23 protein-coding genes are annotated in these 21911 nt (G+C 70.2%); 12 read left to right on the top strand and 11 right to left on the bottom strand.

Going from position 1 to position 21911, the window contains the following annotated elements:
* Positions 1 to 20: 20 nt before the first annotated feature.
* The 6 genes from HDA39_RS26100 to HDA39_RS26075 form a co-directional block, all read right to left on the bottom strand.
* Entirely contained in the window at positions 21 to 1319 is a 1299-nt protein-coding gene (locus HDA39_RS26100; protein WP_184799380.1) for a hypothetical protein, read from the bottom strand.
* Positions 1316 to 3091, bottom strand: a complete 1776-nt coding sequence (locus HDA39_RS26095) for a sugar ABC transporter permease (protein ID WP_184799378.1) — start codon at positions 3089 to 3091, stop codon at positions 1316 to 1318. The genes HDA39_RS26100 and HDA39_RS26095 overlap by 4 nt, the downstream gene beginning before the upstream one ends.
* Positions 3091 to 4335, bottom strand: a complete 1245-nt coding sequence (locus HDA39_RS26090) for an extracellular solute-binding protein (protein WP_184799376.1) — start codon at positions 4333 to 4335, stop codon at positions 3091 to 3093. Before HDA39_RS26090 ends, HDA39_RS26095 begins: the two co-directional genes overlap by 1 nt.
* Positions 4332 to 4880: a P-loop NTPase family protein gene (locus tag HDA39_RS26085; RefSeq protein WP_184799374.1), complete on the bottom strand. Its 549-nt coding sequence runs from the start codon at positions 4878 to 4880 to the stop codon at positions 4332 to 4334. Before HDA39_RS26085 ends, HDA39_RS26090 begins: the two co-directional genes overlap by 4 nt.
* Before the next feature lie 79 nt (positions 4881 to 4959).
* Complete coding sequence (locus HDA39_RS26080) at positions 4960 to 5655, bottom strand: methyltransferase domain-containing protein (RefSeq protein ID WP_184799372.1); 696 nt, start codon at positions 5653 to 5655, stop codon at positions 4960 to 4962.
* A 13-nt stretch (positions 5656 to 5668) separates the two neighbouring features.
* Entirely contained in the window at positions 5669 to 6442 is a 774-nt protein-coding gene (locus tag HDA39_RS26075) for an MBL fold metallo-hydrolase (protein ID WP_184799370.1), read from the bottom strand.
* Positions 6443 to 6502: 60 nt separating this feature from the next.
* On the opposite strand from HDA39_RS26075, the gene HDA39_RS26070 reads away from it, so the two are divergent.
* Complete coding sequence (locus HDA39_RS26070) at positions 6503 to 6853, top strand: winged helix-turn-helix transcriptional regulator (RefSeq protein ID WP_184799368.1); 351 nt, start codon at positions 6503 to 6505, stop codon at positions 6851 to 6853.
* Between the two features lie 28 nt (positions 6854 to 6881).
* On the top strand, positions 6882 to 7769 hold the full coding sequence (locus tag HDA39_RS26065) for a GNAT family N-acetyltransferase (RefSeq protein ID WP_238356963.1): 888 nt from the start codon (positions 6882 to 6884) through the stop codon (positions 7767 to 7769).
* On the opposite strand, the gene HDA39_RS26060 is transcribed toward HDA39_RS26065, so the two are convergent.
* Positions 7740 to 8978: an MFS transporter gene (locus HDA39_RS26060; RefSeq protein ID WP_337925896.1), complete on the bottom strand. Its 1239-nt coding sequence runs from the start codon at positions 8976 to 8978 to the stop codon at positions 7740 to 7742. The genes HDA39_RS26065 and HDA39_RS26060 overlap by 30 nt on opposite strands.
* Before the next feature lie 196 nt (positions 8979 to 9174).
* Between HDA39_RS26060 and HDA39_RS26055 the strand changes: the two genes are divergently transcribed.
* Positions 9175 to 10599 (top strand): beta-N-acetylhexosaminidase, encoded by a 1425-nt coding sequence (locus tag HDA39_RS26055; RefSeq protein WP_184799362.1) that lies wholly within the window; start codon positions 9175 to 9177, stop codon positions 10597 to 10599.
* Positions 10600 to 10713: 114 nt separating this feature from the next.
* Positions 10714 to 12090, top strand: a complete 1377-nt coding sequence (locus tag HDA39_RS26050) for a WS/DGAT/MGAT family O-acyltransferase (RefSeq protein WP_184799360.1) — start codon at positions 10714 to 10716, stop codon at positions 12088 to 12090.
* Positions 12091 to 12103: 13 nt separating this feature from the next.
* On the opposite strand, the gene HDA39_RS26045 is transcribed toward HDA39_RS26050, so the two are convergent.
* The gene (locus HDA39_RS26045) at positions 12104 to 12736 is read right to left on the bottom strand and encodes a VOC family protein (RefSeq protein ID WP_184799358.1); all 633 of its coding nucleotides are present in this window, start codon (positions 12734 to 12736) and stop codon (positions 12104 to 12106) included.
* Between the two features lie 104 nt (positions 12737 to 12840).
* On the opposite strand from HDA39_RS26045, the gene HDA39_RS26040 reads away from it, so the two are divergent.
* Positions 12841 to 13791: an NAD-dependent epimerase/dehydratase family protein gene (locus HDA39_RS26040; protein WP_184799356.1), complete on the top strand. Its 951-nt coding sequence runs from the start codon at positions 12841 to 12843 to the stop codon at positions 13789 to 13791.
* Here HDA39_RS26040 and HDA39_RS26035 read toward each other — a convergent pair.
* Positions 13784 to 14527 (bottom strand): DUF3109 family protein, encoded by a 744-nt coding sequence (locus tag HDA39_RS26035; RefSeq protein WP_184799354.1) that lies wholly within the window; start codon positions 14525 to 14527, stop codon positions 13784 to 13786. The genes HDA39_RS26040 and HDA39_RS26035 overlap by 8 nt on opposite strands.
* Before the next feature lie 156 nt (positions 14528 to 14683).
* On the opposite strand from HDA39_RS26035, the gene HDA39_RS26030 reads away from it, so the two are divergent.
* The 7 genes from HDA39_RS26030 to HDA39_RS26000 all read left to right on the top strand — a co-directional run bounded on the left by HDA39_RS26030 (position 14684) and on the right by HDA39_RS26000 (position 21089).
* A complete protein-coding gene (locus HDA39_RS26030) occupies positions 14684 to 15616 on the top strand; it encodes a Ppx/GppA family phosphatase (RefSeq protein ID WP_184799352.1) in 933 nt (310 codons plus the stop codon).
* Positions 15617 to 15638: 22 nt separating this feature from the next.
* Complete coding sequence (locus HDA39_RS26025; RefSeq protein WP_184799350.1) at positions 15639 to 16496, top strand: sugar phosphate isomerase/epimerase family protein; 858 nt, start codon at positions 15639 to 15641, stop codon at positions 16494 to 16496.
* A gap of 98 nt (positions 16497 to 16594) precedes the next feature.
* Positions 16595 to 17125 (top strand): TetR/AcrR family transcriptional regulator, encoded by a 531-nt coding sequence (locus HDA39_RS43830; protein WP_420488803.1) that lies wholly within the window; start codon positions 16595 to 16597, stop codon positions 17123 to 17125.
* Positions 17126 to 17174: 49 nt separating this feature from the next.
* A complete protein-coding gene (locus HDA39_RS26015) occupies positions 17175 to 17897 on the top strand; it encodes an ABC transporter ATP-binding protein (RefSeq protein ID WP_184799346.1) in 723 nt (240 codons plus the stop codon).
* 70 nt (positions 17898 to 17967) lie between these two features.
* A complete protein-coding gene (locus HDA39_RS26010; RefSeq protein WP_184799344.1) occupies positions 17968 to 18705 on the top strand; it encodes an ABC transporter permease in 738 nt (245 codons plus the stop codon).
* A gap of 174 nt (positions 18706 to 18879) precedes the next feature.
* Complete coding sequence (locus tag HDA39_RS26005) at positions 18880 to 19908, top strand: DUF695 domain-containing protein (protein WP_184799342.1); 1029 nt, start codon at positions 18880 to 18882, stop codon at positions 19906 to 19908.
* A 251-nt stretch (positions 19909 to 20159) separates the two neighbouring features.
* Entirely contained in the window at positions 20160 to 21089 is a 930-nt protein-coding gene (locus HDA39_RS26000) for a proline dehydrogenase family protein (protein WP_184799340.1), read from the top strand.
* Positions 21090 to 21162: 73 nt separating this feature from the next.
* Here the strand turns inward: HDA39_RS26000 and HDA39_RS25995 are convergent, their stop codons facing one another.
* Both HDA39_RS25995 and HDA39_RS25990 read right to left on the bottom strand, forming a co-directional pair.
* Positions 21163 to 21522, bottom strand: a complete 360-nt coding sequence (locus HDA39_RS25995) for a hypothetical protein (protein WP_184799338.1) — start codon at positions 21520 to 21522, stop codon at positions 21163 to 21165.
* Between the two features lie 37 nt (positions 21523 to 21559).
* Positions 21560 to 21907: a hypothetical protein gene (locus HDA39_RS25990; RefSeq protein ID WP_184799336.1), complete on the bottom strand. Its 348-nt coding sequence runs from the start codon at positions 21905 to 21907 to the stop codon at positions 21560 to 21562.
* Between the last annotated feature and the right edge of the window lie 4 nt (positions 21908 to 21911).

Genomic DNA, 21911 nt, shown 5'->3' with positions numbered 1-21911 from the left:
GGCGACGCCGCCGACAAGTCTCAGCGCAACCTCCACTGCTCGATCTTGCGCCGCAACCAGCCGATCGAACCGCGCCGCGACACCTCCGGCTCGACCGACGCCGGCCCGGTCTGCGTCGCGACCGCCAGGTACTGCACCAGCACCGGACTCTCGTACGTCCGCAGTACGGCGCTCTGCTTCAGCAGCTTCAGACCACCCGTGCGGTCACCCGCGACGACAGCAGCCGAGCCCAGGTGCTGCAGGCACCGGGCCTGCCCTTCCTGCTCGTCGATCTCCGAGTAGTGGTGCTCGGCCCGCCCCCACCACTTCACCGCCTCGTCCGGCCGTTTCAGCATCCAAGCGGCCGCGCCGATCAGCTCGAACGCATGCGCCTGCGCACTCCGGTCACCAGCAGCCGCAGCCCGAGCCGCTGCAGGCTTCAGGTGGTCCAGCGCGCCCTCCGCGTCCTCCTGGTACAGCTGGACGATCGCCAGGTTGATCGAGATCGCCACGTCAGCTGCCAGGTCCGGACCGGGCCGGCTGAGCCGTGCGTCGTCCAGCCGGCTCCGGGCGTGCGCGACTGCCTCCTCCTGCTCGCTACCCACAGGAGCGCTGTCTGCCCGAGCCAGGTGCACCAGCGCCAGCTCCACCTGTCGCCTGGTCTCCAGTGCCGCCGCTGTCCGGCTGTGCCCACGCCGTGAAGGCGCGACGTTCGCCGAGATGCCGATCTTGGCGATCGCGGTGTCCAGCTCCTCCAACAGCCGGTACGCCGTGGCCTCGCGCGCTGTCGCCAGTTCCTCGAGGTCCTGCCGGCCGCAGCCCTCCGCCAGACCCAGCAGGTAGACGCTGACCTCCAGCAGGTCTTCGGCTCGGCCCTGCCGGACGTACCAGGCATCCAGTGCGTCGCAGATCCGGGCGAGGTCGTCAGCCGACGCGCTGGTCGGCTTCTCGCTCGCCAGCACGTCCCGCAGCCGTGGCTCGTTCAGGTCGAACCACTCCGCCGCGGCCAGCCCGGCCGCCTCCGAGCCGAGCGCGACCAGCCACTGCTCGGCCTCCTCGGCTGCCGCCTGGAGGTCGGCCGGCGTACTGGTCGCGACAGCGCCCGCCCGCCAGGTCCGGTACTTCCGCAGCACCACCGGGGCGTTGTAGATCGCCCAGATCAGGAAGAAGCCGATGGTCAGGCTCCACCCGGCCACCTTGATCCAGCCGCCGCTCTCCAGACTCTGCGACAGCTTCTCGCTCGCCAGCCCGGACAGCAGACCCGCGGCGATCGCGCTGATCCCCAGGAAGTCCCCGCGCCGCCGATCGCTCTTCGGCTTCTCCTCGTCGGGAGTACTCACGGCCTGCTCCCGATGGTCAGCCCACGCACGACGGTCCGCCAGAACGTCAGCATCAGCACCGCCGGTACGACGGACGCGACCACGGCCGCTGCCGCGACCGTCCCGCTCGACGCCGAGAACTGGCGCGCCTCACCCCACAGCACCAGCGACAGCGGCGTCGTACCGGCTCCGCTGATCAGGAAGCCGACGATGAAGTCGTTCCACACCAGCACGAACTCCAGCACAGCAACGGCAATCACGGCCGGCCGGTAGGTGCGCTGCACAGTCGCCAGTACGGCGCTCTGCCGCGCCGGCCCCTGCAGTGCTTCAGCAACCAGCATCGGTGGAGCCGACGCGAACGCGGACCGCAGCAGCAGTACGGCGAACGGCAGCCCAGCCGCCGCGTGCACCAACCCCAGCGCGATCCGCGACCCCGTGAGCCCCGCCGCGTCGATCGCATCCCGCAGCGGCGCGGCGTACATCTGCACGGGCGTCACGGCCAGCACCACGAAGACCGACGTGACCACACGGCCCAGCGAGGTCGGCAGGCCACCCCACGCGACCAGGTACGCCGTCGGCACGGCAACTACCAGCAGCACCACCGTGGCGACGGAGGAGATCAGCACAGTCGACAGCAGCGACCGCAGCAGCCCAATGCTCGCCGCAGCATCGAACGACGACAGTCCAAGCCCGTCCAGTGACCACCAGCCACGCAGGCCGGCCTCCCGCGGTGAGTGCAGCGCGGTAGCCACCAGTACGACGGCCGGCAGGATCCAGAACAGGCTGACAGCGAACCCGGCCGTCCACCCGATCCGCCGAACCCGCTTGCTGGGCTTGGGTCTGCGCAACGTCGAGTCAGCCGGTACGACGCTCACCGGCATCGCCCAGCGCCGCCGACGCAGGCCGCGCACGCCGATCACGGCCACTGCGGCAACGATGGCGAACAGGACGACGCCCAGCGCCGCCGTACGGCCGGAGTCGTCGCCTGTCGTCGTTGCACGCCACCAGTTCAGGCCGAGCACGTCGGCGTCGTGCTGCATCGGACCGGGCACGACGATCAGCACCAGGTCGAACACCCGGACCGCCGCGACCACCAGCGTCAGCGTGATGACTCCGGTGATCGGCCGCAGCAGCGGCAGCTCCAGCGCGCGCCAGCGGCGCAGTCCGGTCAGCCCCTCGGCTGCGATCGTCCTGCTGACGTCGTCCGGGATCGCGTCGAGGCCGGCGCGGAACAGCGACACGACGTACCCGAGCCACGTCCAGCCGAACGCGGACACCAGCACCAGCCAGAACAGACCCGGCCCCAGCCACACCGGACTGGTGCCGAACAGCGAGCTCCACACCGCCGTGACCGTGCCGCGCTCAGGGGCCGAGTCGAAGATCAGCCGGAACGTCGCACCGGACACCAGCACCGAGACGGCGAACGGAATCACCAACGCTGGTTGGAGAAACGACGACAGTCCCGGCAGCCGGTAGCTCACCACGGCCAGCAGGAACCCGACAACGACCAGTGCGATGGCTACGGCCACCCAGGCCACGCTGTTCCGTACGGCGTGCAGTGCGGCCGGATCACCCATCACGGCGAAGTTGCTGAACCCGAACGACCCGTCCGGCAGCCGGAACGCCGCAACCACCGTGATCACGATGGGCACCAGCAGCAGACTGGTCAGCAGCAGCGCCGGAATCCCCAGCAGATAAGGCCCTGCCGGTCGCTGCGGCCGGCCGGTCACCGGACGACCGGAGACCGGGCGCCCGGCGATCTCGAGCGACAAGCCGTTGCTGCGCAGGCCCATCAGCCCTCCACCGTGCCCAGCTCGTCCAGTGCCGACTCCACGGCTTCCGGTACGACGTCAGGCCCGCGTGTACCGACCCGGACGAGCAGATCGGTCAGCACACGCCACAGGCCGTCGATGCCACCCAGCTCGCCGAGCCGGTCCGACAGGTCGAACTGCAGCGACGTACCGGGCGCAGCCAACTGGTCAGCAAGCCGGGTCAGCTCGGGGGAGTAGCCAGTAGTGCGCCCGTCGACCAGGAACCCGCCGGACGCGATCCAAGGCGCAGGAGCCGCCGGTGTCGCCAGCCGGTGCAGCAGGTCCCACGCGTCGTCGGTTGCCGGTCGCTGGAGGACCATCACGTCCCCACCGACCACCACCGGTGCGGCGGCACCCGGACCGAAGGCCGGGAAGGTGAACAGACCGACGTCGTCCGGGTCGGCGGCGAACGAACGGATCACCGGCTCGGCGAAGTCCGACGCAGTCACCATCGCCGCGCGGCGGTGCCCGAAGACCTCCACCACCGCGTCCGGGAACTGCTGCGTGAGCGAGCGTTCCACGCCACCGGCCAGCGCGCCGGGCATGGCCCACATTGTCGCCAGCCGCCGCAGTGCGGCCGCGAACTCCGGTACGCGTGAGGGCCTCGGGTCGTCCGACACCGCCAGCGCCCGGTACGCACTGGGCGCCGTACCGAGCAGGACGTTCTCCAGGAAGTCGGTGAGCACCCAGCCGTCTCCAGCGCCCAGTGCGAGCGGTCTGATGCCTCGCAGCGACAGGGCCTTGTTCAGCTCCAGCCACTCGTCCCACTGCGTCGGCGGCTGCACCTGGGCCTCGCGGAACACCGACGGCCGGTACCAGACCGCCGACTTGTGCGCAGTCTTGAAGGGCAGCCCGTACGTCGTACCGTCGTGGGTCAGCAGCTCGTCCCACAGCCGGGCCCGGCCGCGGTCGGCCAGGTCGGAAGGCATCGCCTCCAGGTCACCGCGGCGCGGTGGGACCAGACCGGGCTGCGGCAGCATGACGAGGTCGGGGCGCCGGGCCGAGCGCTCGCCGAACGCGGTGGAGATGTCGTCGCCGAGCGGGATCACCTCGACCGGATAGTCGAGCTTGCCGAGCCCGTCCAGTACGCGGTGGAAGGCTCTCAGCTCCGGACCACTCCAGCTGACTGCCACCCGGACGCTGCGGCTCAGTCCTAGTACGTCGGGACTGCAGCCGGACAGGGCTGCGGCTGCTGCGCCGGCGAGCACAACGCGTCGGCGGATCACGAGTCGAAGGCTTTCGCTCGCTCGGCGTCGGTGGTGATCAGCACCAGCGCGATGGACCACAGCTCGGTGATGTTGTCCGGTCGCAGCAACGACCCCCAGGTCGGCAGGCCGGGTGCGTCCTCCAGCACGATCACCGCCGGGTCAGCTCGCACCGCACGAGCCAGTCCGGCCAGCCGGCGGCGTCCTGGGGTGATCTCGTGCGGGTAGCGAAGCAGTACGTCGTCCAGGTCGCAGTTGGTCGCCGTGAGCCTGCACTGCTTGTCCGCTGCGTCTCTGGTCACCCGGTGGGTGGCGACGTGGCCGTGCAGGATGTTGCCGAGCACAGTGAGGTGCGGGAGCAGTCCGCCCTCGGCAGGTACGAGCCGGACCGGTCCACTGGCGTCGACCACGGCGTTCGGTGGCGGCTCGTCCAGACCGGCGATCAGGTCGGCGCACAGCCGCGCCTCGGCCCTCGTCCCGAGCACCAGCGATCGCTGCTGCCCTGCGCCGACCCTCACTTCGTCGGGGAGTCCCGGCAGCAGTCGGTGGAGCAGCAGTCCGTCCATGCCGGCGAGGCGCCTCCCAGGTCGTGGCGAATGCTCACCTTAGGGCGCCCCGCGGGCCACTGCATCACACAGCGTGTTGTCAGTACGTGCGACTCCACAGGTTGATCGCGTAGTCGACCTCGTGCCCGGCGTACGCCGTGATGATCCGCTCGGCGATCTGCGGCTGGAACTCGATCCGCACCACCGCCTCGAAGTCGGCCCGGCTCTCGAACCGCCAGCCCATGTCGAGCGGGGTGCGGTGCCAGCCGCGCGCGGTCCAGAACCGTTCCACCTCGGGCGCCTTGATCATCGGGTACGCCGCGCTGAACCAGCCCCCGAACGTCGACCGGCTCCCGTCGTTGTCGATCACGAACGCCGTCCCGCCGTGCCGCATCACCCGGTCCAGCTCGGCCAGCCCCGGCTCGCTGCCCGGGCCGAAGAAGTAGGCCCACCGGGCGTGCATCACGTCGACCGAAGCGTCCGCGACCGGCAGCTGCTGCGCCGTACCCTGCTTGACCTCGACGTTGCCCAGCTGCCGAGTCCTGCGCCGCGCTGCCTCGGCCAGCGTCCCGTGCGGCTCCACTCCGATCACCTGCGCGGCCGTCCGCGCGAACATCGGCAGGTGGAACCCGGTCCCGCAGCCGAGATCCAGCACGGTCGCCCCGGCCCAGTCCCGGATCGCCCGCATCGCCGGCTCGATCACGCCGTCCGGATCGACCGCCCGGTTCTCGATCTCGTAGGTCTGCGGGTGGTGCCAGATGTTCGGACTGGGAATCCCGCCGTCGGCAATGCTCACGGCGAAACCTTAGTCAGGCACGCCCCGCGAACTCGACCGGGTCGTGCGCCGAGAACACCGTCGGCCCACCCGGCCGCAGGACCACCTCACGCAACCGCTCCCGGTTGGCAAGCCGCTGCGCACGATCGGTCTCGGCCCGCGCCTGCAACTGGTCCCAACCCTCGGGCCACTCGCCGTCGGGACGCAGCTCGTTGCGATGGAAGTACGCATCGCCCGCGTGCAGCAACCAGCCGTCCGTCGCTTGTACGGCGACGCCGACGTGCCCCGGCGTGTGCCCGAGCAGCGGCACCAGCAGGATCTCCGGCGGCAGCCCGTCGAACTCCCGCACACCTTCGAAGCCCATCCATTCGTCACCGCCCTCGGCGTACGTCACCCACTTCGGCCCGTGCGCGTAGGCAGCGCTCAAGTAAATCCCGTCGCCCGGCAGCGCCGCGTCGTACTCGGCAGCCTGCAGGTGCACCGAAGCCTCCGGGAAGTCCGGCAGCCCACCACAGTGATCCCGATGCAGGTGCGTCACGACCACATGCCGTACGTCGGAGGCGGCGAACCCGAGCCGCTCGACCTGGTGAATCGCCGTCTCCTCGGCCCGCAGCACCGGACCGGCCCACCCGAGGAAGTCCTCACCCAGCGAGCCGACCGGGTCCTTCAGGTTCACGGTCCCCAGCCCGGTGTCGACCAGCACCAGCCCGTCGGCGTCGGTCTCGATCAGCAGGCAGTGACAGACGGCCGGCGGTTCGTCCGGTCCGGCAGCGGCCATCGTCCCGCAGTTCAGCGAGTGGATTCGCACGTTTTCGCTCCAGTGGTAGAAGTTGAGCTGCTCCGATTTCCGAAGCTAGGAGGGCATGTCGTGGCTCACCAAACGGTTGGTCTCCTGCCGTCCTGCGAGGAACTGGACGGCGAGCTGCCGCCGGCCTGTCCGGTCGACATCGCGCTCGAGACGTTGCGCGGGCGCTGGACGGCGCTGATCATCGGCGAGTTCCGGCACGGCGACCGGAGCTTCTCCGAGTTGCGGGACGGGCTGCCTCGGTTGTCGGACAAGGTGCTCACGGACCGGCTGCAGCACCTGGTCGCTGCAGGCGTTCTCGAGCGCACGCGCACGTCGGCCTATCCGCCGCGGGTGTCCTACAGCCTCACGACGCGAGGTCGTGACCTGGTCCCGGTGCTGCGCGCCCTGTGGGAATGGGGCTCGCAGCAATAAGTACTTGAGTCGACGGATGCGGCCCGTGATGCTTCGACCTGTGCAGATGACCGAGTACGCCGGCCGCGAGGGCCTCGCCGACATGCAGGAGCTCGTCCAGCGGACCTGGAGTCCGACCTCGCGGCTGCACCTCGGCGACTTGGCGTGGGAACGGGCGTCGAACGCCAGTCGCTCGGCCGGAAGTTGGCGTACGGCGGTCTGGCGTGACGGCGGCCAGGTCGTCGCGTGGGGCTGGCTGGAGCAGCCGGGGCACCTGCTGATGACGATCGACCCGGCACGGCCGGAGCTCGCCGACGTGGTCGTGCGCTGGTTCCGGGAGACCGCCGAAGGTGAGCAGTTGGCTGCTGGAGTGCTGGAGACCGAGCAGCACCTGCTGGACGCGCTGGTGTCGGCCGGGTTCCGCCGGGACGACGCGGCGCCGTACTTCACCCACCACTGGATCTCGCTGGACGCACTGGACAAGCCGGTCGTGCCGGACGGGCTCAGCGTCAGGCCTGTGCGGGCGGACGAAGCGGCGAAGCGTGCCGCAGTGCACCGGGCGGCGTGGTCGGACGTGCAGCCGTCCAAGATGAGCGAAGAGTCGATGGCCACGGTGATGTCGACCTGGCCCTACCGGTCCGAGCTGGACTGGGTAGTGGAGAACGAGGCGGGGGAGTTCGTCGCCTCGGCACTCATCTGGCTGGACGAGCAGCACCAGGTCGGTCTGGTCGAGCCAGTGGGCGTCGCGACGGCGTACCGGCGGCGTGGGCTCGGCCAAGTGGTCAACCTGGCGGCGCTGCACGCCTTGCGCGAAGCAGGCGGGACCAGGGCAGTGGTGTGCCCGCGAGGCGACGATGGGTACCCGCAGGCGCGGGCGCTCTACCAGAGCATCGGGTTCCAGCCCGGCTCACGCACTCTGCACCTGCTGCTTGGTTAGAGCAGCAGTCAGCGCGACCGGGATCAGGAGCAGTCCGCAGAGCACCGCCAGCCAATGGAAGCCGAGGCCCGCCAGGACCGGCCCGGCCGCCGTACCGGCGATGGAGGCGAAGGCGCCCATCGTCAGGTCGGACAGGCCCTGTGCCGACGTACGGATGTCGGTAGGGACCGAGTTGGACAGCAGTGTGGAGCCGGCGACCAGACAGGCCGACCAGCCAAGCCCCAGCAGGACCAGCGCCAGTGCGGTCAGGCCGTGCGCCTCGTCGGGCGCCACTGCGGCGACGGTCATCGCGATGGCCAGTACGGCGAGGCCGATGCCGATGGTGGGGATGCGGCCGAGCCGGTCGGCCAGCCAACCCATCACCGGCGACAGCGCGTACATGCCGGCGACGTGACCGCTGATGACGAAGCCGACGACGGTCAGCGAGGCGCCGTGGTGGCGCAGGTGCACCGACGTCATCGACATCACCCCGACCATCACCGAGTGCGCGGTGGCGATCGCCAGCAGGCCGAGCCGGGCGTGCGGGATCGCCACCACCCGGCGGAACGTCGTCAGCAGCGGCTGGCGCTCCACCTTCGTCCGGGGCGTCGACTGCTGCAGCCGGCGCAGGCCGAACCAGACCGTCGACAGGCTGAGCGCGAACGCGACCACTGAGAACAGGTACGGCCCGGCAAGTGCGAGTACGCCGACCGACGTACCGAGTGAGCCGCCCAGGCCGGTCAGGTTGGGACCGACCACCACGCCGATCGTCGTCGCCCACACCACTACCGACAGGGAACGGGCGAGGTACTGCGGATCGGCCGCGTCGGTCGCGGCGTACCGGGACTGGAGGTTGGCGGCCGACCCACTGCCGAACAGGCACCCGGCCAGCAGCAGGAGGAGCAGCGAGTCGATCTGGGCGGCGACGATGCTCAGCGCCGCGCCGACCGTCGCGATCAGGTAGCCGGTGGCCAGGGAGACCCGGCGGCCGTGGCTGCGGGCCAGGCCGGCCAGCGGTACGGCGAGGACGGCCGCGCCGAGGGTGGTCGACGTGGCGACGAGACCTGCCATCGAGGTCGAGCCGGAGATGTTCTCCGCGAGCAGCCCGGAGACCGCGAACCCGCTGGCGACCGCGACGCCGCCGACGACGTTGCTGATCACCAGGACCCGCAGCGTCGTGCGCTGGAGACTGCGGGCGGTCACGTCCTGGGGGCGGGCATCGGCGGTCACGCCCCAGCCTCTCACCCGGAAGGTTGTCGCGGCAGGGGATTTCGCGCGCCGCCGTACTGCACGATTGTGCTCAAACATGGCATTTGCGTGCAGTTCAGAGCGTGGACTGTCTCTGTTCCGGGCCTGCCGCCGCCTTGTAGGGTCAATTCTGCAGGCTTCTTGCCGAACCATCCTTCGAGAGACCTCTGGAGTCCGGATGCCCGACATCGCGATCGTCCCCGCACCGCGTGAGCTCGTCGTCGACGACGGCGCCTGGACCACCGCCGACCCGGCCGTCGAAGCGGTCCGGACCGTGGTCGAGAACCTCGACGAGACCGAGTACCGGATCGACGTCACCGCCGACGGCGCGCGGCTGTCGGCCGGTTCCGAGGACGCGCTGCGCTGGGCCGAGACGACGTACCGGCAACTGCTCGACGCCGCCGAGCCGGCTGCCGACGGCCAGGTCTCGGTCCCGGCGGTCCGGATCGCCGACGCGCCGCGGTTCGGCTGGCGCGGCATCATGCTCGACGTCTCCCGGCACTTCCTGCCGAAGGACTTCGTGCTCAAGGTCGTCGACGCGGTCGCGCTGCACCGGATGAACGTGCTGCACCTGCACCTGACCGACGACCAGGGCTGGCGGGTCGAGATCGAGGCCTACCCGAAGCTCACCGAGGTCGGCGGCTGGCGGCCGGAGTCGATGGTCGGCAAGATGTCGCACGGCCAGACCGAGTTCACCTACGACGGCCGGCGGCACGGCGGGTTCTACACCAAGGACGACCTGCGCGAGATCGTCGCGTACGCCGCCGAGCGCGGCATCACGATCGTGCCGGAGATCGACCTGCCCGGTCACATGCAGGCCGCGATCGCGGCGTACCCGGAGCTCGGCAACAACCCGGACACCCAGCTCGGCGTCCGGCAGATCTGGGGCATCAGCGACGACGTACTGAACGTGAACGACGCGACCGTCGAGTTCGTCAAGACGGTGCTGCGCGAGGTGCTCGACATCTTCCCCGGCCCGTACATCCACCTCGGCGGCGACGAATGCCCGGACGTCCAGTGGCGCGAGTCGGACGCCGCGCAGAAGCGCCAGGCCGAGCTCGGCCTCACCGACGCGAGCCAGCTGCAGGGCTGGTTCACCGCGCAGGTCGCCGAGGTGCTGATCGAGCAGAACCGCCGCCTGGTCGGCTGGGACGAGATGGTCGAGACCGACTGCCCGAAGGACGCCGTGATCATGGCCTGGCGCAGCGCCCAGCGCGGCGAGGTCGCCGCCAAGGCCGGCCACGACGTGGTGATGTCGCCCTGCGAGTCGGTCTACTTCGACTACTACCAGGGCGACCCCGAGACCGAGCCCCTCGCCATCGGCGGCTTCATCCCGCTCGAGAAGGTCTACGACTTCGAGGTCGTCCCCGAGGGCCTGACCGAGGAGGAGCAGTCCCGCATCATCGGCACCCAGGCCAACGTCTGGACCGAGTACATGGAAGGCCCCGACCAGGTCGGCTACATGCTCCTCCCGCGCCTGTCCGCCGTCGCCGAACGCGCCTGGGGATCCCCCAAGACGCCGTACGACGAATTCCTCGGCCGGCTCCGCCCGCACCTGAAGCGCATCGAGGCCCTCGGCCTGAACTACCGCCCACTGGACTGAAGTACCTGAAGAGATCACAAAATCCGCCCCCGCTGCGTTAGCAGGTGTAGACGTGCCCGGCTTCGCCGACGACGATGAGTCGTCGGTTGGAGCCGGGTCGGGAGCGGAGGATCTATGACCGCGGTGGGACCGCTCGACGCGATGTTCCTGCTCGGGGAGACGCGTGAGCAGCCCATGCACGTCGGTGGGGTGATGTTGTTCGAGTTGCCGGAGGATGCCGGGCGGGATCAGGTGTTTCCGGACGACGGGCGGGAGTTCCTGTCGCGGCTGTACCAGGAGATGGTGGCGGGACAGGCGCTCAACCCGGTCTTCGCGCGGCGGGTGCGGCAGCGGGCGCGGGATCTCGGGTACTGGTCGTGGGAGCCGGACGGGGAGATCGATCTCGAGTACCACGTGCGGTTGTCGGCGCTGGCGCGGCCGGGGCGGTACCGGGAGTTGTTCGAGCTGACCTCGCGGCTGCACGGGACGCTGCTCGACCGGCGTCGGCCGTTGTGGGAAATGCATCTGATCGAGGGCGTCGAGGGGCACCGGTTCGCGATCTACAGCAAGGTGCACCACGCGATGCTGGACGGTGTGAGTGCGTTGCGGTTGATGCAGGAAACGCTCACGACCGATCCCACCCGGACGAACATGCGGGCGCCTTATGCGGTGGGGAAGGAAAAGGCCGGACCGGCGTCGTCGCTGAGTTCTTTGGTGCACGTGGTGCCGGACCTGGTGGGATTGTCGCCGGTCGCGTTGAAGAGCGCGGTCCGGGCTTTGCTGATGGAGCATTCCTCGGTGGCGTTCCAGGCGCCGCGGACGATCTTCAACCAGTCGATCACCGGGGCCCGGCGGTTCGCCGCGCAGTCGTGGCCGATGGAACGGCTGGAGAAGGTCCGCGCGATCACCGGCGCGACCCTGAACGACGTGATGCTGGCCATGTGCGGCGGAGCGCTGCGGACCTACCTGCTCGAGCAGAACGCCCTTCCTGACCAGGGACTGACGGCGATGGTCCCGGTCTCGCTGCGCGGTACCGAAGGCGCGGGGCCCGGCGGCGGCAACTCGCTGGCGACGCTGATCGCCGACCTGGCCACCGACGAACGCGATCCCGAACGACGGATCCGCCGCGTGATGGACTCGACCAGCTACGGCAAGACGATGCTCTCCCAGCTGAGTCCCCTGCAGAACCTGATGATCGGCGCCCTCGGCCTCGGCGTCGCCGGCCCCGCCGCTGTCTTACCCGGACTCGCCGGCCGCACGCCACCGCCGTACAACGTGGTGATCTCGAACATCCCCGGCCCGGTCGAGAGCCCCTTGTACTGGAACCGCTCGCGCCTGCTCGGCATGTATCCGGCGTCCATCGTCCTCAACGGGCAGGCCCTCAACATCAGCGTCACCAGCTACGACCACCAACTCCACTTCGGCCTCACCGGCTGCCGCCGAACCGTTCCCCACCTGCAAAGACTCCTCGGCCGGCTGGAGGACTCCTTGCAGGACCTGGAACGCATTTAGGTGCTGACGGCAACTACAACCGGACGATGCCGTTCGGGGTCTGGAAGACGGCGGCGTTGAGGCCGGGCTGGCCGTTCGGGCCCACCCAGGCGACGTCGAGGTCGTCGAGCAGGTGGTCGGCCGGGTGGCCGATCCAGTCGGTGACGCGGGTGGGGTCGCCGGCGATCTCCAGGGCGGTGAGCTTGAGGCCCTTGCCGCCGACCGACGGGTGCTGACCGAGGTCGTCCCAGTGGATGAAGAACGGCAGCTGCGGGTCGGCCATCAGCCCCTTGACGCCGATCTGGCGCCAGGTGATGTTCTGCCCGTCGGGGCGGTGCCGGTTGCCCGGTACGGCGTCGCGGCCGAGCCGCTTCTCCATCCGCTCCATGTCGCGGACCGCGACGACCCAGCCGAGCCAGCCGCCGCCGAGCTGCTTGCGCGCCCGGACCGCCTGACCGAAGGGTGCCTTGTCCGACGCCGGGTGGTCGAGCACGTCGACCACCTCGATGTAGCGGTCGTTCTCCAGCGGGAGAATGTGGTTCACGGTCCCGAACCGCGGATGCACGCCACCGTCGACGAAGTCCGCCCCCAGCAGCGCGGACAGCCGCTCGACCGTGGCGCGGTACCCGTCGGGTCCGGCCGCGTACGACAGATGATCCAAGCGCATGCCAGTCATTCTGGGCCCATCGCGGAATCGGTGCGGATTCGGGGTGTCGCAGGGAAGGGCACCCTTACCTGCTTCGGCGCCGCAGAACAGGGCAGGCTCGGACCATGCGAACAGTCGTCGTCGGAGGCACCGGACACATCGGCACCTACCTCGTCCCGGGCCTGGTCAGAGCAGGTCACGAGGTCGTCGTACTCACCCGCGGAACCAGTACGCCGTACAGCTCGAGCGGGGAGTGGAAGCAGGTCGAGCTGATCCGGGCCGACCGGGAAGCGGAAGATGCCGCGGGCACCTTCGGGCAGCGGATCGCCGACCTCCAGCCGGACGTCGTCGTCGACCTGATCTGCTTCACCGAGGACAGCGCCCGGCAGCTCGCCGAGGCGCTCACCGGCAAGGTCCAGCACCTGCTGCACTGCGGCACGATCTGGGTCCACGGCCCGAGCGCGAGCGTTCCGACCCGAGAGGACGCGCCCCGCAAACCCTTCGGGGACTACGGAATCCGGAAGGCCGCGATCGAGACCTACCTGCTCGACCAGGCGCGCCGCTACGGCCTGCCCGTCACGGTGATCCATCCCGGTCACATCAGCGGTCCGGGCTGGGCGCCGGTCAACCCGGCCGGCCACCTCGACCTCGCGGTCTTCGAGAAGCTTGCCCAAGGCGCCGAACTGATCCTGCCGAACCTCGGCCTGGAGACCGTCCAGCACGTGCACGCCGCCGACGTCGCCGGGATCTTCCTGGCCGCGATCGCCAACCGGTCGGTCGCGATCGGTGAGAGCTTCCACGCCGTCGCCGACGGCGCGATGACCCTGCGCGGGTACGCCGAGGGCGTCGCGGCCCACTTCGGCCAGGACGCCAACCTGAGCTACCAGCCGTTCGAGCAGTGGAAGGCAACCGTCGACGAGCGCAGCGCGCGGACGACGTACGACCACATCGCACACAGCCCGCACTGCTCGATGGAGAAGGCCGCGCGGTTGCTCGGTTTCCGCCCGCGCTACTCCGCGCTGGAGACCACGCTCGAGGCGGTCGACTGGCTGGTCGCCAACGGCAAGCTCAGCTAGGCGAGGCGGGGTGCGGCAGCAACGGCCGCGCCGCCTCCAGGTGGCTGCGGCAGTACTCCGCCAGTACGTCGTACGCCTTGAGTCCCATCAGCGTCTGCAGCTCGACCTTGCTCGACTCGAAGACGGCCTCGATGCCGACGTGGGCCTCGGTGTTGCCGGTGCAGTACCAGTCCAGGTCGTGCCCACCCGGACCCCAGCCGCGCCGGTCGTACTCACCGATCCCGACCTCCGTGTACGACGTACCGTCCGGCCGCTCGACGTCGCGGAACGTACGCCGGATCGGCAGCTGCCAGCAGACGTCGGGCTTGGTCTCGACGAAGTGCACGCCCTGCTTGAGCGCCAGGCCGTGCAGCGCGCAGCCCGCGCCGCCCTCGAAACCCGGCCGGTTCAGGAAGATGCAGGCGCCGTCCCAGACCCGGGTCTTGCGGTCGCCCTCGTCGTCGGTCTCGACCCAGCCGTTGGTCTTGCCCTCCTTGCGGAACTGCCAGTCCTCCTTGCCGAGCTGCTTGACGTACCCCTTCACGCGCTTCTCGTCGTCGGCGTCGGAGAAGTGCGCGCCGAGCGTGCAGCAGCCGTCGTTCGGACGGCCCTTGTAGATGCCGTTGCAGCCACCGCCGAAGATGCAGGTCCAGTTGGACGTCAGCCAGGTCAGATCGCAACGGAAGATCTGATCGGCGTCGTCGGGGTCGACGAACTCGACGTAGGCACGGGGGAAATCGAGAGAAACCTCAGGCACCCGAAAAGCGTACGCGCACCGTCACGGATCTCCGGCATCCTGACGCCGGACGCGTCCGGCCGTTCCGCCTGCCGGACGGTCGGTGACAGGTCAGATCCGCCTGAAGACCGCACCGTGCGGGGAGTGGCCTGGACGGGTGTCCAGTAGCGTGAGGGTATGCGGCTCGGCGTACTCGACGTAGGTTCCAACACCGTCCACCTCCTCGTGGTGGACGCCCATCGTGGTGCCGCGCCGCTGCCGGCGTACTCGCACAAGACCGAGCTGCGGCTGGCCGAGCACCTGGAGAAGGACGGCAACATCGACCGCTCCGGGGCCGAGAACCTGGTCGCCTTCGTCAAGGAGGCGGCCGAGCTGGCCGAGGACAAGGGCTGCGAGTCCGTGCTCGCGTTCGCGACCTCCGCCCTGCGCGAGGCGCCGAACGGGCTGACCGTGCTCGACCGGGTCCGCGCCGAGAGCGACGTGGACCTGCAGGTGCTGAGCGGGCAGGACGAGGCACGGCTGACCTTCCTCGCCGTCCGCCGGTGGTTCGGCTGGTCGTCGGGACGGCTGGCCGTGTTCGACATCGGCGGTGGTTCGCTGGAGATCGCGGCCGGGTCGGACGAGGAGCCGACGATCGCCGTGTCCGTGCCGCTCGGCGCGGGCCGGCTGACCCGCGAGGGCCTGCACAGCGACCCGCCGGACAAGGACGAGATCAGGGCCCTGCGCAAGCGGATCCGGGTCGAGATGGCCGCGGTCGCCGGTGACGTCCTGCGGGCGGGCAAGCCGCAGCGCGCGGTCGCGACCAGCAAGACGTTCCGCTCGCTGGCCCGGATCTGCGGCGCCGCGCCGTCCGACGACGGCCCGTACGTCGCCCGCTCGCTGCACCGCGACGACCTGACCGACTGGGTGCCGAAGCTGATCGCGATGACCGCGGCCGAGCGGGCCGACCTGCCCGGCGTCTCGGTCGGCCGGTCCACCCAATTGGTCGCGGGCGCGCTGGTCGCGGACGCTGTGATGGACCTGTTCGACGTGAGCTCGCTCGAGGTCTGCCCCTGGGCCCTGCGCGAAGGCGTCATCCTGAACCGGCTCGACCAGCTGCAACCCCGATGAACTACCCCGAAGGCACCTACCGATGAGCACCCGCACGGCCGCGAAGATCGGCCTGTCCACCGCATCCGTCTACCCCGAGTCGACCGCCAGCTGTTTCGAGCTGTCCGCGCGGCTCGGGTACGACGGCGTCGAGGTGATGGTCGGGATCGACCCGCTGAGCACCCAGATCGACGCGATCAAGCGACTGGTCGACTACCACCAGCTCCCGGTGCTCGCGATCCACGCGCCCTGCCTGCTGATCACGCAGCGGGTCTGGGGCACGGATCCGTGGGGCAAGCTCGAGCGGTCGGCCGAGGCGGCCAAGGACCTCGGCGCCGACGTGGTCGTCGTGCACCCGCCGTTCCGCTGGCAGCGTGACTACGCGCGCGGTTTCGTCGAGGGGATCGCGCGGCTGGAGCAGGACAGCGGGATCGTGTTCGCGGTCGAGAACATGTACCCGTGGCGCGCGCCGGGCAAGGGCCTGCAGGCGTACGCGCCGAGCTGGGACCCGACCGAGCAGTCGTACGCGCACACCACGCTCGACCTGTCGCACTCGTCGACCGCCGAGCAGGACTGCGTCGAGCTGGCCGCGACGATGGGCAGCACGCTGAAGCACGTCCACCTGACCGACGGCACGGGCTCGGCCAAGGACGAGCACCTGGTCCCCGGCCGCGGCACCCAGCGCGCGGCGGATCTCCTGCAGGGCTTGGCGAACCAGGACTTCCGCGGGCACATCATCGTCGAGATCAACACCCGCCGGGCCGCCACCCGCTCCGAACGCGAGATCGACCTGGTCGAGTCGCTGGAGTTCACCCGTAAGCACTTCGTCCCCACTCCCGCTCCCCGCCACCCCGGCTTCGCCGTCACCCCGGACGGCGAGGTCTCGGAGCTCACCCCGTGACCCCCCTCTCCTCCTCGAATCTTCCCCCCGACGGGGAGTCGGATCCGAGCACAGCCGGCCGGGGGCGCAGGCCTGGCGGTCCTGACACCCGCGGCGAGATCATCGCCGCAGCCCGGGAATCCTTTGCAGGCAACGGTTTCTCCGGTACGTCGATGCGCGGCGTCGCCCGCGGAGCCGGTGTCGACGCCGCGCTCGTCCACCACTACTTCGACAGCAAGGACGAACTCTTCGTCGAGGCGATGGCCCTGCCGGTCGATCCCCGCCAGGTCGCCGCGACGGTGCTCGACGGCCCGCGTGACGAGCTCGGCGTACGGATCGTGACTGTGTTCCTCGGCGTGTGGGAATCCCCGGACGGCCAGCAGCGGATGAAGGCGTTCCTGCGGAGCGTGGTGAGCAGCGACCAGGTCGCGCAGCTGATGCGGGACGGGATCGGCCGGCTGATTCTCGGGCCGGTGTCCGAGGTGGTCGGCGGTGACGACGCCCGCCTGCGCGTCTCGCTCGTCGCGTCCCAGCTGATCGGCATGGCCCTGACCCGCTACCTGCTCGAGCTCGAACCGCTCGCGTCGGCCGACGTGCCGACGCTGATCGAGCGGATCGCCCCGGTTCTCCAGCAGTACCTCACCGACTGACCCAGCCCGTGCTCTTGCCAGTACCTCTCGAACGTCCTAAATTCATCACATGATGAAAAACGCGGTGGAGTGCCGGACCGTGGTCGTCGTCCGCGGCGCCCGCGAGGTCCTGCACGGGATCGACTGCAACCTCGCGACCGGCTCGGTGACCGGGCTGCTCGGCCCGTCCGGCTGCGGCAAGACCACGCTGATCCGCGCGATCGTCGGCCTGCAGGCCAAGGTGACCGGCGAGGTCCAGGTCTTCGGCCTGCCCGCCGGCGCCGCGAAGCTGCGCGGCCGGATCGGCTACGTCACCCAGGAGCCCAGCGTGTACGGCGACCTGACGGTCACCGAGAACCTCCGCTTCTTCGCCGCCGTCCTCGGCGTGGACCCATCGGACGTCGACCGCGTGATCGAAGCCGTCGACCTCGGCTCCCACGCCACCGCGCGCGTCGACCAACTTTCCGGCGGCCAACGCTCGCGCGCGTCCCTCGCCGCCGCCCTGCTCGGCAACCCCGAGCTCCTCGTCCTCGACGAACCGACCGTGGGCCTCGACCCGGTCCTGCGCCGCGACCTCTGGGACCTGTTCCACCGGCTCGCCGCCGAAGGCGCCACGCTGCTGGTGTCCAGCCACGTGATGGACGAGGCGAGCCGCTGCGACCGCCTGCTCCTGATGCGCGACGGCGACCTGCTCGCCGACGACACCCCCGACGCGCTGCTGGCGGCGGCCGGGACCACCGACATCGAGCAGGCCTTCCTCACCCTGATCGACCGGAAAGCAGGCGCCCGATGATCGCAACGGGACTGCAGCAGATGGCTCAGCAGCGGGATCCGCGAGCTGCCGACCGGACGGGTAGTTCGCGATGACGCCCCGCGTCACCTTCGCCGTCGCCGCGCGGGTACTGGCCCAGCTCCGCCGCGACCACCGCACCGTCGCCATGCTCGTCGTCCTGCCGGCCCTGCTGGTCAGCCTGATGTGGTGGATGTTCGCCGACTCGCCGGCCACGTTCGACCGGGTCGGCGGTCCGCTGCTCGCGGTCTTCCCGGCGATCATCATGTTCATCGTCACCTCGGTCGCGACGCTGCGGGAACGCTCGACCGGCACGCTCGCGCGCCTGTTCACGATGCCGATGGGCAAGCTCGACTTCCTGCTCGGCTACGCGCTCGCCTTCGCGCTGATCGCCGTCGTCCAGGCGGCCGTGGTCGTCTCGATCTCCCTGTACGCACTCGATCTCGACATCCGCGGCGCCGCCTGGCAGCTCGGCGTGGTCGCCGTACTGGACGGAGTGCTCGGTACGGCGCTGGGCCTGTTCGCCAGCGCGTTCGCGGCGACCGAGTTCCAGGCGGTGCAGATGATGCCGGCGGTGATGATCCCGCAGATCCTGCTCTGCGGGCTGCTGGTTCCGCGCGACCAGCTGCCCGGCGTACTGCGGGCGGTGAGCGACGTGCTGCCGCTCTCGTACGCCGTCGACGCCGTCGCCGGAGTTGCCGCAGGCAACGGATTCGGGGCGGGCGCGGGCGTGGACGCGCTGGTGGTGACGGCCTTCATCGTGGCCGCTCTGGGGCTGGGTGCTGCGACCCTCAGACGCAGGACCGCCTGACCGGACACCCATCACTCACCAACCCCGCTCGCCGGGGCGCGCTCCGGCTGGACGGACACCCACCACTCACCAACCCCCGCTCGCCGGGGTGCGCCCCGCCTGGACGCCGGGCGGAAGGAGAGGTTGGTGAGTGATGGGCATCCGGGTAGGCCCTCGGCGAGGGAGTATGGGGCTATGCGCATCTTCAGGCGGCGGCGGCCGGTCGACCCGATCGAGGGGTTCTGGGGCTGGTGGAGCGACTCCGGCGCCGAGCTGGTCGCGGGCGCGATCGCGCGCAAGGACCCGGCCTCGACGTCCGGCGTACTGGCTGAGCACGTCAGCGCCATCCACGGCGGCCTCGACTGGGAGCTCGGTCCCGGGCTGCACGCCAGGCACACGCTCGTGGTCACCGCCGCCGGCGATCCCGCGACCCGCGCTGTCGCTCGCCGGTGGTTGCGCGCCGCACCGCCGTCCGACCAGCTCTGGGAGTACGCCGACCTGCGGCGTCCCTCGCCGGAGGTGACGATCCGGGTCGAGGGGATGCCGCCGGTCGCCTCGGACGACGCCGTTGTCGCGATCGACCCGGACGAACGCGCCGCGGCCGTCCACGTCGGCGTCCACCACCCGGTCTTCGCGCAGCTGTCCGAGGACGCCCAGCGCCGGATCACCTTTCTCCTGCTCGACCTGTCGCTCGGCGAGGAGATGACCGAGACCTGGATCGGCGCCGTCGAGACCCTGCTCGATCGCCCGGCCGAGGCACGACCGATCAGCGAGCTGCTCCCGACGGTCGCCAAGTTCGCGGCCGGTTTCACCACCGAGGACGGCGATCCGACCTGGCGCCTGCTGGAGGGCGAGATCGACGGCCACCGCCTGATCGCGACCACCGAGGTCCCGCTGCGCTCGATCCGTCTGCCGCACCTGGACACCCACGTCGGCGTCACCATCGGGTACCCGGCCGGCCGCGAGGACGGTCTGCCCGACGCCGAGATGCTCGACCAGCTCCGCGATCTCGAGGACCACCTCACCGACCGGCTCGGCGACTCCGGCCGCCTGCTCGCCCACGAGACCGTCGCCGGTGCCCGCACTCTGCACTACTACGTCGACGGCAGCACGCCCGCTCCCGCCCAGCTCCAGGCCGCCACCACCGGCTGGACGCACGGCGAGATCAGGCTGACCACCAGTCCCGACCCGGGCTGGCACAACCTCAACCACCTGGGCAGCTGAATCGAGCCGCGCGACAGGCCCCAACGCAGCGTCCGAAGAAGTGCAATGCGTCCGAAGAAGGGTGCGCTATAGCCTCGGCTTGTTCGGACGCATGCAGATTCTTCGGACGCTGGAGACCGGATGTGGCAGAGCCGGACCACTCGGGCCACTGGTGTGGTCCTGGCCACACGATTAGGGGCGGTCCGGTCCAGGCGCGTAGCCTGCTGACACCCCTGGCATACGGGGCCAGGGGGCGATGAGGAGGAACACGAGTGCTTCGGCGAGTCCTGCTGGGCGTGTCCCGCAGTCCCCAGATCAAGAAGGCTGTCTCGTCGTTGCCGGTCTCCAGCGGCATCGTCGCGCGGTTCGTCGCCGGTGAGAGCGCCGCGGAGGCCGTGCTGGCCACCGAGAAGCTGGTCAGCAACGGCCTGAACGTGACGCTCGACCACCTCGGTGAGGACACCACCGACCTGGCCGCGGCGACCGCCACCGCCGACGCGTACCTGGAGCTGCTCAAGCAGCTGGGCGAAGCCGGCCTGACCCAGAACGCCGAGGTCTCGGTCAAGCTGTCCGCGGTCGGCCAGGCGCTGCCCGGCGATGGCGAGAAGATCGCGCTCGAGAACGCGCGGACGATCTGCCTGGCCGCGCGCAACGCCGGTACGACGGTGACGCTCGACATGGAGGACCACACCACCACGGACTCGACGCTGGGCATCCTGCGCGAGCTGCGGCAGGACTTCCCCGAGACCGGCGCGGTGCTGCAGGCCTACCTGCGCCGAACCGAGGGCGACTGCGTCGACCTGGCCCACGCCGGGTCGCGCGTCCGGCTGTGCAAGGGCGCGTACAAGGAGCCCGAGTCGGTCGCGTTCCAGAACAAGCAGGCCGTCGACAAGGCGTACGTGCGGGCGCTGAAGGTGCTGATGAACGGCGACGGCTACCCGATGGTCGCCTCGCACGACCCGCGCCTGATCGCGATCGCCGGCTCGCTGGCCGACCGCGCGAACCGGTCGCCGGACACGTACGAGTACCAGATGCTCTACGGCATCCGCCCCGACGAGCAGCGTCGCCTGGCCCGCGAGGGCAACACGGTCCGCGTCTACATCCCGTACGGCGAGGACTGGTACGGCTACCTGGTCCGCCGCCTGGCCGAGCGCCCGGCGAACCTGCAGTTCTTCGCCCGCTCGCTGATCAGCAAGAAGTAGCGGCCCGTACGACGACGGCCCGGCCGGTCCCCCGCGGATCGGGCCGGGCCGTCGTCGTTGTCAGGTCAGCACCTCAGGTATAGATGCGGGTCTGGTAGCCGTGCCCTACCGGGAGCCTGGTGGTGCCGGCCGGGCAGTTCGCGCGAGACCGGTTGGTCAGCTCGAGGGTGTGGTAGCGCCACGGTCCGAAGTACAAGGCGTTGTTGCTGCACCTGACGACGGCCCGGTACTGGTTGCCGGTCGCCCGGGTATAGCAGCTGACCGTGAAGAAGGTCGGACCCCAGTTCCGGGGGACGCAGGGGGACGCTGCGGTAGCTGAAGTGGACACAGCCGGGGCGGTGGTGGTGGAAGCGGACGCGCCGGGAGCGGTCACGGTCAGCGCACTGGCGGCGAGACCGGTGACGACGAGGGCCGCACGGAGTGTGGTGTTCATCGGAGTCCTTTCAGAGCAGGCGTGGTCGGGTGCGAGATCAGACGGTGCGCCACTTCCAGCCCCAGGCCTGCGCGACGCCGCCGGCCGGGCAGCTGATCCGGGAGCTGTTGCGCAGGTCGGCGGTCTGGTTGCGCCACGGACCGAGGCGCAGGCCGCTGTTCGTGCAGTTGATCGTGGCCCGGTATTGGTTGCCCGGGGCGCTGCGGTAGCAGCTGGTCAGGTGGTAGTTGGTGCCGAAGACGCTCACGCAGTCGGTCTTGGCCTGGGCGGCGGTGCCGGTGAGGGCTCCGCGCTCCGGGGCGGGAGCGGCAGTGGCCGAGGGGACTGCGACGGCGAGGCCGGACAGAGCGAGGCCGGTGATGACGGCCAGGGACCTGACGCGCATGGTG

Source organism: Kribbella italica (assembly GCF_014205135.1).
Taxonomy (GTDB): domain Bacteria; phylum Actinomycetota; class Actinomycetes; order Propionibacteriales; family Kribbellaceae; genus Kribbella; species Kribbella italica.
The sequence above is the reverse complement of the archived record's forward strand: the minus strand, read 5'-3'. Positions and strand labels throughout refer to the sequence as shown.